The organism is Falsiroseomonas oryzae (assembly GCF_027856955.1).
GTDB lineage: Bacteria > Pseudomonadota > Alphaproteobacteria > Acetobacterales > Acetobacteraceae > Falsiroseomonas > Falsiroseomonas oryzae.
Genome location: NZ_JAPSMD010000160.1, coordinates 1 through 11,551 on the forward strand (window position 1 = coordinate 1; position 11,551 = coordinate 11,551).

General features: G+C 72.3%; 14 protein-coding genes. 6 read left to right on the forward strand and 8 right to left on the reverse strand.

The features are described from left to right. Positions 1-77 precede the first annotated feature (77 nt). Entirely contained in the window at positions 78-980 is a 903-nt protein-coding gene (locus tag OZN99_RS16025) for a branched-chain amino acid aminotransferase (protein ID WP_270936262.1), read from the reverse strand. Positions 981-1,221: 241 nt separating this feature from the next. Between OZN99_RS16025 and OZN99_RS16030 the strand changes: the two genes are divergently transcribed. From OZN99_RS16030 to OZN99_RS16040, 3 genes are read left to right on the forward strand one after another with little or no spacing between them, the layout of a single operon-like run. After that, entirely contained in the window at positions 1,222-1,755 is a 534-nt protein-coding gene (locus tag OZN99_RS16030; RefSeq protein WP_270936263.1) for a MarR family winged helix-turn-helix transcriptional regulator, read from the forward strand. A 55-nt stretch (positions 1,756-1,810) separates the two neighbouring features. Continuing rightward, positions 1,811-2,527: a response regulator gene (locus OZN99_RS16035; protein WP_270936264.1), complete on the forward strand. Its 717-nt coding sequence runs from the start codon at positions 1,811-1,813 to the stop codon at positions 2,525-2,527. A gap of 24 nt (positions 2,528-2,551) precedes the next feature. Next, a complete protein-coding gene (locus OZN99_RS16040; RefSeq protein ID WP_270936265.1) occupies positions 2,552-3,916 on the forward strand; it encodes an ATP-binding protein in 1,365 nt (454 codons plus the stop codon). A gap of 84 nt (positions 3,917-4,000) precedes the next feature. Here OZN99_RS16040 and OZN99_RS16045 read toward each other — a convergent pair whose 3' ends face one another. The 7 genes from OZN99_RS16045 to OZN99_RS16075 form a co-directional block, all read right to left on the reverse strand. After that, the gene (locus OZN99_RS16045; protein ID WP_270936266.1) at positions 4,001-4,435 is read right to left on the reverse strand and encodes a phasin family protein; all 435 of its coding nucleotides are present in this window, start codon (positions 4,433-4,435) and stop codon (positions 4,001-4,003) included. Positions 4,436-4,502: 67 nt separating this feature from the next. Beyond that, the gene (locus OZN99_RS16050; protein ID WP_270936267.1) at positions 4,503-5,117 is read right to left on the reverse strand and encodes a TetR family transcriptional regulator; all 615 of its coding nucleotides are present in this window, start codon (positions 5,115-5,117) and stop codon (positions 4,503-4,505) included. 43 nt (positions 5,118-5,160) lie between these two features. After that, positions 5,161-5,961, reverse strand: a complete 801-nt coding sequence (gene proC, locus OZN99_RS16055; protein WP_270936268.1) for a pyrroline-5-carboxylate reductase — start codon at positions 5,959-5,961, stop codon at positions 5,161-5,163. Between the two features lie 39 nt (positions 5,962-6,000). Further along, positions 6,001-6,708, reverse strand: coding sequence for a PEP-CTERM sorting domain-containing protein (locus OZN99_RS16060; RefSeq protein ID WP_270936269.1), 708 nt, complete (start codon positions 6,706-6,708; stop codon positions 6,001-6,003). A gap of 283 nt (positions 6,709-6,991) precedes the next feature. Then, positions 6,992-7,591 (reverse strand): VPLPA-CTERM sorting domain-containing protein, encoded by a 600-nt coding sequence (locus OZN99_RS16065; protein ID WP_270936270.1) that lies wholly within the window; start codon positions 7,589-7,591, stop codon positions 6,992-6,994. A 165-nt stretch (positions 7,592-7,756) separates the two neighbouring features. Continuing rightward, positions 7,757-8,263, reverse strand: coding sequence for a type III secretion system chaperone family protein (locus OZN99_RS16070; RefSeq protein WP_270936271.1), 507 nt, complete (start codon positions 8,261-8,263; stop codon positions 7,757-7,759). Between the two features lie 213 nt (positions 8,264-8,476). Next, positions 8,477-8,803, reverse strand: a complete 327-nt coding sequence (locus tag OZN99_RS16075) for an accessory factor UbiK family protein (RefSeq protein WP_270936272.1) — start codon at positions 8,801-8,803, stop codon at positions 8,477-8,479. 162 nt (positions 8,804-8,965) lie between these two features. Between OZN99_RS16075 and rfaD the strand changes: the two genes are divergently transcribed. The 3 genes from rfaD to OZN99_RS16090 all read left to right on the forward strand — a co-directional run. Then, the gene (rfaD, locus tag OZN99_RS16080; protein ID WP_270936273.1) at positions 8,966-9,958 is read left to right on the forward strand and encodes an ADP-glyceromanno-heptose 6-epimerase; all 993 of its coding nucleotides are present in this window, start codon (positions 8,966-8,968) and stop codon (positions 9,956-9,958) included. A gap of 10 nt (positions 9,959-9,968) precedes the next feature. Further along, complete coding sequence (lgt, locus tag OZN99_RS16085; RefSeq protein ID WP_270936274.1) at positions 9,969-10,772, forward strand: prolipoprotein diacylglyceryl transferase; 804 nt, start codon at positions 9,969-9,971, stop codon at positions 10,770-10,772. A gap of 23 nt (positions 10,773-10,795) precedes the next feature. After that, positions 10,796-11,551: SAM-dependent methyltransferase (locus tag OZN99_RS16090; RefSeq protein ID WP_270936275.1), on the forward strand; the 756-nt coding region annotated here is incomplete at its 3' end.

An 11,551-nucleotide genomic window follows, 5' to 3' on the forward strand; every position in this document is an offset into this window, starting at 1 on the left:
GAGGGCGGCGGCATCCGCCGGCCCCGCGCTGCGCAGCCGCAGCGCCACCGCGCCGCCCCCCCGGCCGCGACGCCGCCTCAGGCCGCCAGACGGGCGGCGACCTCCTCAGGCGACATGCGCACCAGCGCCTCGTAGTCCTTCAGCAGCGTCTCGGTAACCTGCGCGGGGGTGAAGGTCAGGTCGCCGACCTGGCGGACCGGCGTCACCTCGGCGGCGGTGCCGGCGAGGAACACCTCGGTCGCCTTCGCCAGGTCGGATTGCGGGATGGTCCGCTCCACCACCTGGATCTGGCGCTTCTTCGCCAGGCCCATGACGGTGCGGCGGGTGATGCCGTCCAGGAAGTTGATCGGGGTGGGCGTGTGCAGCGCACCGTCGATCACCATGAAGACGTTGGCGCCCGTCGCCTCGCTGATGTCGCCCTTCCAGTCGAGCATCAGCGCGTCGTCGAAGCCCGCGGCCTCGGCCTCGTGCTTGGAGAGCGTGCCGATCATGTAGAGGCCGGCGGCCTTGGAGGCGGTCGGCGCGGTCTCCGGGTGCGGGCGCTTCCACTTCGCCCAGCCCAGGCGCACCCCCTTCATCCGGTTGTCGCCGAACAGGTTGGGCCAGGCCCAGGTGGCGATCGCCAGGTGGATCTTCGTCTGCTGGGCGGAGACCGAAAGCTGCTCCGCGCCGCGCCAGGCGATCGGGCGGACATAGGCGTCGGTCTGGCCGTTCCTCGCCAGCGTGGCCTTGCACGCCTCGTCGATCTGATCCGCCGTCCAGGGGATCTCGAAGCCGAGGATGCGGCCGGAGGCGATCAGGCGCTCGGTGTGCTCGCGCAGCTTGAAGATGTGGCCGGAATAGGCGCGCTCGCCCTCGAAGACGCCGGAAGCGTAGTGCAGGCCGTGGGTCAGGACGTGCAGCTTCGCGTCGCGCCAGGGGACGAACTCGCCGTCCAGCCAGATCCAGCCGTCGCGGTCGTCGAAGGGCACCAGGGCCATGGTGGCATTCCTCCAGCCTTTGTGGGCGTCCGCCATGCGCCCGGGGCCCCCGCCCCGCCGCGCCGGTCGCTACGCATCGTCACGCCGTTGTCCTATATCCGCCCAGGACGCGGCGTGCGATGGGCGGAGTGTGGCGCGGCGGAGGAAATGCGTCAATGATACTGACCCAATATCGACCCGGCGGGCGCGCATGACCGTCATGCCCAAGGCAGCGATGCCACGGCCGCCCGCGACGGCCCCGATGGACAGCGAGACGGCGCGCGGCGGCGCGCAGCCGGCCGGGCGCAACCTGCTCTTCCTGCGTGAGGAGGAGCTGCGGCTGGCGCAGGACCTGCTGTTCTTCGGTTATCGCGACTTCACCGCCGGCGCGGATGCCATCCTGGCCGACCTGGGCATGGGGCGGGCGCATCACCGCGTGCTGCACTTCGTCGGGAGGCGCCCCGGGATCACCGTGGGGGAGTTGCTGGGAATCCTGGCCATCACCAAGCAGTCGCTCGGCCGCGTGCTGACGCCGATGATCGCGGAAGGCTATGTGACGCAGGTGCCGGGCCAGGTGGACCGGCGGCAGCGGCTGCTGTCGCTGACGGACAAGGGCGCCGCGCTGGAGCGCCGCCTCTACGAGCGTCAGCGGGAGACCGTGATGCAGGCCTACCGGGAGGCCGGACCGCAGGCGGTGGAAGGCTTCCGCCGCGTGATGCGCGGGCTGATGGGCCCCGATGCGCGCGCGGCCCTGGCGCAGCTCGAAGCCGCGGCGGAGCGCGAGGGGGTGGCATGACCGCCACCGATTCACGCTGCCGCGCGCTGCGCACGCTCCGCCGATCGGGGGCGGGATGAGCGCCGCGGAAGCCGCGGCGGAGCCGCCGCATCTTCTGGTGGTGGACGACGACGCGCGGCTGCGCGCGCTGCTGCAGCGCTTCCTGACGGAGCAGGGCTTCCGCGTCACGGCTGCCGCGGATGCGGCGGCAGCGCGGCACGCGCTGGCGGGCATCGCATTCGATCTCGTCGTGCTGGACGTGATGATGCCGGGCGAGAGCGGCATCGAGCTGGTGGAACGGCTGCGCGGCGAGGGACAGGAGGTGCCGATCCTGATGCTGACCGCGCGCGGCGCGCCGGACGACCGCATCGCCGGCCTCGAGGCGGGTGTGGACGACTACCTGGCCAAGCCCTTCGATCCGCGCGAGCTGGCGCTGCGCATCCGCACCATCCTCCGCCGGATCGCGCCGCCGCCGCCGGCCGAGCCGACCGCGGGGCCGGTGCAGCTCGGCCTTCGATGGTTCGACCCGCAGCGCGTCGAGTTGCGCGGCCCGGAAGGCGTGGTGCGGCTGACCGGCGGTGAGACCGCGCTGCTCGCCGCGCTCGCCGCCCGCCCGAACGAGGTGCTGAGCCGCGAGGAGATCGCCGCCGCGCTCGGCACGCCGGAAGCCGGCGAACGCGCGGTGGACGTGCAGGTGACCCGGCTGCGCCGCAAGGTGGAGCCAGACCCGCGCGAGCCACGCTTCATCCAGACCGTGCGCCACCGCGGCTACGTGCTGCGGCCGGGGGTTTGAAATGACCCGGCGGGGCATCGGCTGATGGCGCGCATCGACCAGATGCTGCGCGCCCTGATGCCGCGCGGCCTGCTGGGCCGCAGCCTGCTTATCATCCTGCTGCCGATGCTGATCCTGCAGGGCGTCGCGCTGCAGGTCTTCTACGGCTCGCACCTCGACGTCATCTCGCGCCGGCTGGCAGGCGCGGTGGCGGGCGAGCTGAGCTTCATCGTCGAGCTGCTGCAGCGCGACCCTTCGCCAGAGCATCGCGCCTGGGTGTTCCGCCAATCCGCCTGGCGCTTCGACCTGGCGCTGGCCTTCGAGCAGGGCGCGACGCTCGGCGTCGCGCCGGACCGCGGCGCGTCCCTTCCGCTGCTGCCGCTGGAGGAGGATCTTGGCCAGGCCATCACCGAGCGCGTGCGCCTGCCCTTCGATGCCGACTGGGTGTCGGACCCCCGCAGCGTCATCATCCGCATCCAACTGCCCGACGGCGTGCTGCACGCCGAGGCGCCACGCAAGCGCCTGTTCTCCGGCACGCTGTACCTGTTCGTGATCTGGCTGGCCGGATCCTCCACCCTGCTGTTCGTGGTCGCGGCGATGTTCATGAAGAACCAGGTGCGCGCGATCCGCCGCCTGGCCGGCGCCGCGGAAGCCTTCGGGCTCGGGCGCGACGTGGGCGCCATCAAGCCCGAAGGTGCGGCGGAGGTGCGCCAGGCCGCGCACGCATTCAACCGCATGCAGGAACGCATCCGCCGCTTCGTCGCGCAGCGCACGGACATGCTGGCCGGCATCAGCCACGACCTGCGCACGCCCCTCACCCGCCTGCGCCTCGGCCTCGCAGTGCTGCCGCGCACCGAGGAGGAGGAGGAGGACGTCGCCGCGCTGACCCAGGATGTGGAGGAGATGGAGCGGATGATCGCCGCCTACCTCGCCTTCGCGCGCGGCGAGGGCGGCGAGCAGCCGCGCCCGGCGGATCTGGCCGAGATCGTCCGCGACGTGGCGCAGAAGGCACGCCGCGACGGGGCGGAGGTGGCGGTGCAGACGCCGGGATCCCTGGTGCTGCCGCTGCGCCCCGATGCGCTTCGCCGGTGCCTGGCGAACCTGCTGGACAATGCGCGCAAGCATGCGCGCCGCATCGCGGTCGCGGTCAGCGAGATCCCGCGCGACGCGCCGGGCGCCGGGCTGCGCCCGCCTGGCGGCTGGGCGCAGGTGACGGTGGACGACGACGGGCCGGGGATCCCGCCCGGCCAGCGGGAGGAAGCCTTCCGCCCCTTCGCCACCCTCTCGACCGGCGGCACCGGCCTCGGCCTGGCCATCGCCCGCGACATCGCGCGGGCGCATGGCGGCGACATCGTGCTGGAGGACAGCCCGCTCGGCGGCCTGAGGGCGCGGGTGCGGCTGCCGGTGTGACGGTTACACGACGCGTGCTGCTCGCGCGTCGGCCGGGCTGGCGCTCCGGCATCCCATGCGGGGGTGCCGGATGCGCCGCGCGGGTCAGCCGCCGCCCTGCTTCGCCGCCATCTGCTTCACCTCATCCATCGCCTCGGCGAAGCGGCGGTTCAGCAGCGCCAGCGCCTCGGCATTCGACTTCTGGATGAGGTCGGCGATTTCCTTCATGTTGGATACGGCACGCTCGTAGCCGGACTTCAGCAGCTCCGCCTGGCGCGTGGCGCGGTCCTGCGGGCTCTCCGTGCCGGTCATGGCGCGCATCGCCTCGGTCATCTCGGTCATGGAGGACTGTACGATCTCCATGTGCCGGCGCGCGACGGCCTGCGCGCCTTCCAGCGCGACGCGGTTGGCGGCGGACAGCGCCTCCAGGTTGCGCCGCTGCGCCTGGGCCAGCCCCTCCAGGTCCGCGAAATGGGGCAGGCGGAATTCCGCGAGCATCTTCATGACGTCGTCGGGCTTCATGCTGAAGCGATCGGACATTTGGGGGGCTCCTTCCTCGCCCACGCATCCTAGACCAGGGCGCGGCGCCGCAGAAGCGCGACGGCTCTCACGCCGGCGTGGCGTCCTCGGGCGGCGGCGCCAGGTCGCCATCCGCCAGGCCGAAGCTGCGCGCCGCCTGCTCGGCCCGCTCCAGCGCACGGTCGAGGGCGGCCATGGTGGGGCCCAGCTCCTCGCTGCTGTCCTTCGACCAGGCATTGACGACGCGGATCCAGACCAGCGTCAGGCCGGTGGCGCGCAGGCGCCCCTTGAGGCCGCCGCTGTCGATCTCGGCAGCGTCGAGCATGCGCTCCATGCTGCGCTGGAACAGCGGCGCCATGCGGCCGAACAGCACGGCGTCCGTGTACATCTCGGTCATCAGCCGCTTCAGGCCGGGCTTGAAGGGCGCCAGCGCGTCCAGGCCGCGCATCAGCACGTCGAACAGCCGGTCGCGCGGCGTGCCGCCCTGGCCGGGGACGGTGCCGCGCGCGACCTCGTCCATCACCAGGTCCGCGAAGGTCCGCAGCAGGTCGAGCCGCGACGGGAAGCGGTCCACCAGCTCGCGGGCCGGCAGGCCGGACGCGACTGACAGCCGCGTCACCGTTACGCCGCGCCAGCCATGGTCGGCGATGACCCGGAACAGGGCCTCGATCAGGGGGGCGTCGGGGTTCGCGGCGGTGTCCATGGCGGAATGGTGGGGTGTGATGCGCGCCGCGCCAAGCGGCGAGTCAGCCTGCCAGTTCGCGCGAGCGTGCCGTGGCGGCGGCGATGGCGCGGGAGACGTGGTCCGGCCAGGCCGCGTCGGCCATCAGCACGGCCAGCGCGCGCTCCGTGGTGCCCTTGGGGCTGGTCACGTTCTTCCGTAGCTGCGCCGCGTCCTCCGTGCTGGCGGCGAGCAGGGCGCCGGATCCGGCCACGGTGGCGCGCGCCATGCGGCGGGCCAGCTCCTGCGGGATGCCCTGCTCGACCGCGGCCTTCTCCAGCAGCTCGGCCAGCAGGAAGACATAGGCCGGGCCGCCGCCGGAGACGGCGGTGACGGGGTCGAGCAGCGCCTCCTCCTCCACCCAGGCGATCTCACCCGTCGCGCCGAGCAGCGTGTCGGCGAGCGAACGCTGCGCGGCGGAGACGCCGGGTCCGGCGCAGGCCACGGTGAAGCCCTGGCGGACCGCGGCGGGGGTGTTGGGCATGGCGCGGACGATGGCGGCACCCTCGCCGAGCAGGCCGCGCATCACGGCCACGGTCTTCCCGGCCATGATCGAGACGAAGACCGCCCCGCGCGCGAGGCGGGCGTAGTGCGGCAGGGTGGCCGCGGCTTCCTGCGGCTTGATCGCCAGCACCACGGCGGCGGGGACGAAGCCGGCGGGGATCTCCTCCGCGCTGCGCAACAGCTCTGCGCCCTCGGGCGCGGTGGGCAGGTAGGGGTCCACGACGACGGCGCGGGACAGGCCGCGTTCCCGCCAGCCCGCAAGCATGGCGCCGCCCATCTTGCCGCAGCCGACGAGGAGGAGGGGGGGAAGCGTGTCCATCATGCGCCGCAGCCTTGCCGGCTGCGGCGCGGATGGCAACCGCTACGCGGTCGGACGCCGCCGCCGCACCGCGGCGAGACCGGCGATGCCGATCCCCAGCAACGCCAGGGACACCGGTTCGGACACGCGCACCGGATCGCTGGAGAGGGTGACGGTGCCGTCCGCGACCTCGCCGTTGTCGCCCACCTCGCCGATGTAGAGGTAGAGTGGCGTGGAGACGGGGAGCGGCGCGACGAGGTTGATGGACAGCCGCCCGCCATCGCCGAGGCTGACGAAGCCGTCCGCACCAGGTCCGGCGATGGAATCCCCGTCGAAGGCGGTCAGCGTCGCCACGGCGTTGTCCACCTGGCCGCCGGAGGTGCCGAACAGGGCAGGATCGGCCGGCGCACGCTGCGTGCCCGCCACCAGGATCGAGCCGGCGATGTCCAGCACTGCCGCCGGCGTCAACAGCGCGATATCCGCGGCGTCGGTGATGAGGACGGTCGAGATGACGACGGCGTCCAGGTCGAAGCCGGAGAACTGCCCGCCCGCGCCGCCGATCCCGCTGTTGCTGTCCTGGATGACGATGGAGGCGATCTGGCCCAGGCCGACGCCGGACAGGTCGGCCCGGAAGACGGCCGTGGCGGCCGGCGAGCCGCCGGTCACGCCGGCCAGCTGGGTGAAGGTGACCGTGGCCGCCTGGGCGGCCATGCCGCCGAAACCGAGCATGGCCCCGGCGGCCAGGCAGGCGAGGGAAGAAGCGCGCGACATGACGTGATCTCCGTCGTTGAAGCCACGGCGCCGCCACGGCGGTGCATCCGGCCGAGGCCCAGATGTGCCGCAGGACAGCCACGCACTTTGTAAGCAAATGTCAGGCCAGCGTGGAATGATGAGACATTTCAGAAGCTTGGCGAGACATGTCCGATCACGCCCGCGTTAGCTGTAAAGCTTCACGACAGCGGTGCCCGACGACCGGTGGAACCGCTCCGAGGCGGTCCGGCATGGCAAGGCCAGGATGCGTCCTGCGTCGCGGCGCGCCGCGCCCCGGACAGGATCAGCGGCGATGACGCCGGACCGCGGCGAGGCCGAGCAGGCCGGCGCCGAGCAGCAGCGCGGAGGCCGGCTCAGGCTCGCCGATCACCGCTGGACCGATCTGCACGGTGAAGCTGTCGGCGCGCTCGCCCTCCCCCCAGGTCCAGACATAGGTGCCGGGCGTGAGGCCGAGCGTGGCGAAGCTGTGATTCGCGAAGGTCATGCTTGCGGAGAGGGGAGCGCCCGAAATGTAGTCTCCCGGCACCCAGACATCCCTGGAGTCGGCAAAGATCGCCACCACGACGTTGGTTGTGGTGGACGCGAGGAACCCCGGTCCCGGGGGGCCGAAGGATGTTGGACCGTTGAGGCCTTCATAGACGTCGAGCGAGCCACCACCGACCCCGATGAAGCCAATGTCCCCCTTGACGCCGCCGCTGCCATCAACGTTGTCAAACTTGCGTGTCAGGGCGTAGATGTTGAGCGACCCGCTGCCCGTGGCGACCACGTTCGCACCCTGTTCGAGCACGGTGAAGGTGAAGGCCGCATCGGCAGGCTTCGCCGCCACCGCCATGCCGCATGCGACCACCAGGGCCGCGGCCCGCAGGCCCGCTGGCAGCTGCATCGCGCCACGCTCCCACGTCCGCACGAACCGGTACGGTTCCAAAATGTGCAGGGCGTGGCGTCGGAGTCAATACGTTCCGACCTCGCAGCGACCTGTCGGGCGTTCTCGCCGGGCACGCCGCCGGTCCGGGCGAAAGGATCTCCGCAGCGGCGCGGGCGATCGCCGCTACGCCTCTCCGACGCAGTCCAGCATCGCTGCCTGCAGCGCCTCGGCCGGGGACTTGCCGCCCCACAGCACGAACTGGAAGGCGGGGAAGAAGCGCTCGCACTCGGTCAGCGCGATGTCCACCATGTCCTCAAGGCTCTCGGCGGAGGCGCCAGGCGCGCCGCGCAGCAGCACGGAATGGCGGAACACCGGCACGCCGTCGTCGCTGTCGATGCCGAAATGGCCGATCCACAGCTTCTCGTTCGCCTGGGCTAGCAGTTCGAACAGCTTGTCGCGCTTGGCCGCCGGCACCTTCAGGTCGAAGGCGCAGGTGAAGCTCATCGCGCTGATCTCATGCGACCAGGAGAAATACAGGCCGTAGTCGCACCACTTGCCCGGCGCCTCGGCGGCCATCTCGCTGTCGGACCGGCGGTCGAAGACCCATTCGTTGGAGGCGATGATCTGCTCGATGATGTCGAGCGGATTGCCCGGGCGCTCGTGAGTGTCGTGGCCGAGATAGGCTGACATGCGGCACCTCCTTCGCCCGGAGGGGCGCCCGGCCGGGCCTTGGCCGGGCTGGCCCCGAGGACAATAACTCCCTGGATGGAGCAAGGCTCCTTGTGACCCCGAGGTGTTGGGGTTCAACACCCCGAATCGCCACTACGGGTAGAGTAGGCAACCGCAAAAGGCGACCGCAAGCGTCAGTTTTGCGTGGTGACGCAATCGGTTGTGGAGAAGTCCTCAGGCCCGATCCTCGTCGGGCCCCGCAACCTCGTCGCGCGGTGCCTCGAGCGCGGCGACCCGGGCCTCCAGCTCGGCGACCCGGCCGGCCAGCGCCTCCGCCTGCTCCCGCGCGCGGCGCGCGACCTCCAGCGCGGCGTCCAGGTCCTCGCGCCGGACCAGGTCCAGCCGCTGGACCATGGCCTCCGTCTGGGCCCGGGCCATGGCCTCCGCCTCCGCGCGGACCGCCGCCATCACGGAGAAGGCGCCGCCGGCCATGCCCGCCAGGTCGTCGAAGATGCCGCGCTTGCCGCCGCGGCCCTCGCCGCCCTCGCTGCCGATCGCCATCAGACCCTCCTCACCACGGCGGCCCGCTGCTTGTGCGGCCGCGACCGAAGCCCCTATACCCCCGCCTCCGGCAGGATCGGGCCCTATAGCCCGGCGCCGGCCCGGGCGCAGCCGGCACCGCGGCCGGCATCGCGGCCCGCCACGGGGAAAGCACGCCCATCCATGTATCTGGTCACCGGCGGCGCCGGTTTCATCGGATCGAACCTGGTCGCCGCACTCGCCGCCCGCGGGGCGGAGGTGATGGTGGTGGACCGGCTGCGCGCGGGCCAGCCCGGCCGCGAGAAGTGGCGCAACCTGGCCAAGCACGGCATCGCCGGCATCCTGCCGCCGGAGGAGCTGGAGGATTTCTGGACCGAGGCCGAGGAGATCGAGGCGGTCCTGCATCTCGGCGCGATCAGCGCCACCACCGCGACGGACGGCGACCTGGTGGCGGCCACCAACATCACGTTGCCTTTGTGGCTCTGGGCCGCCTGCGCGGAGCGCGGGGTGCCCTTCATCTATGCCTCCTCCGCCGCGACCTATGGGGACGGGGCGCTGGGCTTCGAGGACGACATGCGGCCGGAGGCGCTGGCGGCGCTGCGGCCGCTGAACCTCTATGGCTGGTCGAAGCTGGCGTTCGACCGGCGCGTGGCGGACATGCTGGCGCGCGGCATCCCGGCGCCGCCGCAATGGGCCGGCTTGCGCTTCTTCAACGTCTATGGGCCGAACGAGTACCACAAGGGCCGCATGGCCTCCGTGGTGTTCCACAAGTTCCACGAGGTCGCCGGCGGCGGCCCGGCGCGGCTGTTCCGCTCCGACCGGCCGGGCATCGCCGATGGGGAGCAGAAGCGCGACTTCGTGCATGTGGACGACTGCGTGGAGGTGATGCTCTGGCTGCTGGACAACCCGCAGGTGAGCGGGCTGTTCAACCTCGGCTCCGGCGAGGCGCGGAGCTTCCTGGACCTGGTGCACGCGATGTTCGCCGGCATGGGCCAGGCGCCGCGCATCGAGTTCGTGGATATGCCCGAGGACCTGCGCGGCAAGTACCAGTATTTCACCGAGGCACCGCTCGCGCGGCTGCGGGAAGCCGGCTACGACCGGCCGATGACGCGGCTGGAGGATGGCGTGGGCAGCTATGTGCGCGACTTCCTGATGCGGCCCGACCCGCACCGCTGAGGCCCTCGCCATGCTGCCCGTCATCGCCTTCCCGGCCATCGACCCGGTCGCGCTGGAGATCGGCCCCTTCGCGCTGCGCTGGTACGCGCTGGCCTACATCGCCGGCATCGTGCTGGGCTGGTGGCTCGGCCGCCGCATGGTCGCGCTGGCACCGCAAGCGGCGACGCGGACGCAACTGGACGACCTGGTGACCTGGATCACGCTGGGCATCATCCTGGGCGGGCGGCTGGGCTACGTGCTGTTCTACCGTCCCGGCTACTACGTGACCGCGCCGTGGGAGGCGCTGTACGTCTGGCAGGGCGGCATGTCCTTCCATGGCGGGATGCTCGGCGTCGCGGCGGCGATGCTGTGGTTCGCGCGCAGCCAGAAGCTGGACGTGCTGCTGCTGTCCGACCGCGTGGCGACCGTGGTGCCGATCGGGCTGCTGCTGGGGCGGCTGGCCAATTTCGCCAATGGCGAGCTGTGGGGCCGGGTGACGGACGTGCCCTGGGCGATGGTGTTCCCCACCGGCGGACCGGAGCCGCGGCACCCCAGCCAGCTCTACCAGGCCTTCCTGGAAGGCGTCTGCCTGTTCGTGCTGCTGCAGCTGCTGGTGCGCATCCCGGCCGTGCGCGCGCGGCCCGGTCTGCTGACCGGGGTGTTCCTGGCCGGCTACGGCGTGGCGCGGCTGCTCGGCGAGATGTTCCGGCAGCCGGACGCGCATCTGGGCTTCCTCGTCGGCGGCGTCACGATGGGCCAGCTGCTGTCGCTGCCCATGGTCGCGATCGGCGCCTGGTTGATCCTGCGGGCGCGGCAGCGCGCTGCCATCGCGTGAGCGCCGAGCGGCTCGACCGCTTCATGGCACGCGCGGTCGCCGCCTATTACGCGCGGCCGCAATCGCCCTTCGGCCGGGCGGGCGATTTCACCACCGCGCCGGAGATCAGCCAGGCCTTCGGCGAGGTGCTGGGCGCCTGGTGCGCCGTGACGTGGGAGCGGATGGGCCGGCCCGATCCAGTGCTGCTGGCGGAATGCGGCCCGGGGCGCGGCACGCTGATGGCCGATGCGCTGCGCGCCGTGGCGCAGGCGGCGCCGGCCTTCCGCGCCACGCTGCGGGTGCACCTGGTGGAGACCTCGCCGGGACTGCGGGCGCAGCAGGCGCGGGCATTGGGGCCGGGCGTGGCGGGGTGGCACGACGACCTCGCCGGCGTGCCGGACGGCCCGCTGCTGCTGCTGGCCAACGAGTTCCTCGACGCGCTGCCGATCCGCCAGTTCGTCCGGCGCGGCGGCGCATGGATGGAACGGCATGTGCAGGACGGCGCCTTCGTGGACCTGCCGGCGGCCGACGCCCCTGCCCTGCCCGACGGCGCGCAGGAGGGCGCGGTGAAGGAGGTGTCGGAGCCGGCGCTGGCCTTCGCACGGGCGCTGGCCGCGCGGCTGGCCGCGCAGGGCGGCGCGGCGCTGCTGGTGGATTACGGGCCGGCTACGCCCGGCTTCGGCGACACGCTGCAGGCGATGCGCGCGCATGAGACCGGCCTCGACCCGCTGGCCGAGCCCGGCACGCGCGACCTGACGGCGCATGTGGACTTCCCCGCCATCGCCGCCGCGGCGCGGACG

Bases quoted from the DNA above. Each gene is read 5' to 3' on its own strand.
- OZN99_RS16070 (WP_270936271.1), bottom strand. From the start codon at position 8,263: ATGTCAGCCTATCTCGGCCACGACACTCACGAGCGCCCGGGCAATCCG.
- rfaD (WP_270936273.1), top strand. From the start codon at position 8,966: ATGTATCTGGTCACCGGCGGCGCCGGTTTCATCGGATCGAACCTGGTC.
- OZN99_RS16075 (WP_270936272.1), bottom strand. From the start codon at position 8,803: ATGGCGATCGGCAGCGAGGGCGGCGAGGGCCGCGGCGGCAAGCGCGGC.
- OZN99_RS16035 (WP_270936264.1), top strand. From the start codon at position 1,811: ATGAGCGCCGCGGAAGCCGCGGCGGAGCCGCCGCATCTTCTGGTGGTG.
- OZN99_RS16025 (WP_270936262.1), bottom strand. From the start codon at position 980: ATGGCCCTGGTGCCCTTCGACGACCGCGACGGCTGGATCTGGCTGGAC.
- OZN99_RS16045 (WP_270936266.1), bottom strand. From the start codon at position 4,435: ATGTCCGATCGCTTCAGCATGAAGCCCGACGACGTCATGAAGATGCTC.
- OZN99_RS16040 (WP_270936265.1), top strand. From the start codon at position 2,552: ATGGCGCGCATCGACCAGATGCTGCGCGCCCTGATGCCGCGCGGCCTG.
- proC (WP_270936268.1), bottom strand. From the start codon at position 5,961: ATGATGGACACGCTTCCCCCCCTCCTCCTCGTCGGCTGCGGCAAGATG.
- OZN99_RS16065 (WP_270936270.1), bottom strand. From the start codon at position 7,591: ATGCAGCTGCCAGCGGGCCTGCGGGCCGCGGCCCTGGTGGTCGCATGC.
- OZN99_RS16060 (WP_270936269.1), bottom strand. From the start codon at position 6,708: ATGTCGCGCGCTTCTTCCCTCGCCTGCCTGGCCGCCGGGGCCATGCTC.
- OZN99_RS16030 (WP_270936263.1), top strand. From the start codon at position 1,222: ATGGACAGCGAGACGGCGCGCGGCGGCGCGCAGCCGGCCGGGCGCAAC.
- lgt (WP_270936274.1), top strand. From the start codon at position 9,969: ATGCTGCCCGTCATCGCCTTCCCGGCCATCGACCCGGTCGCGCTGGAG.
- OZN99_RS16050 (WP_270936267.1), bottom strand. From the start codon at position 5,117: ATGGACACCGCCGCGAACCCCGACGCCCCCCTGATCGAGGCCCTGTTC.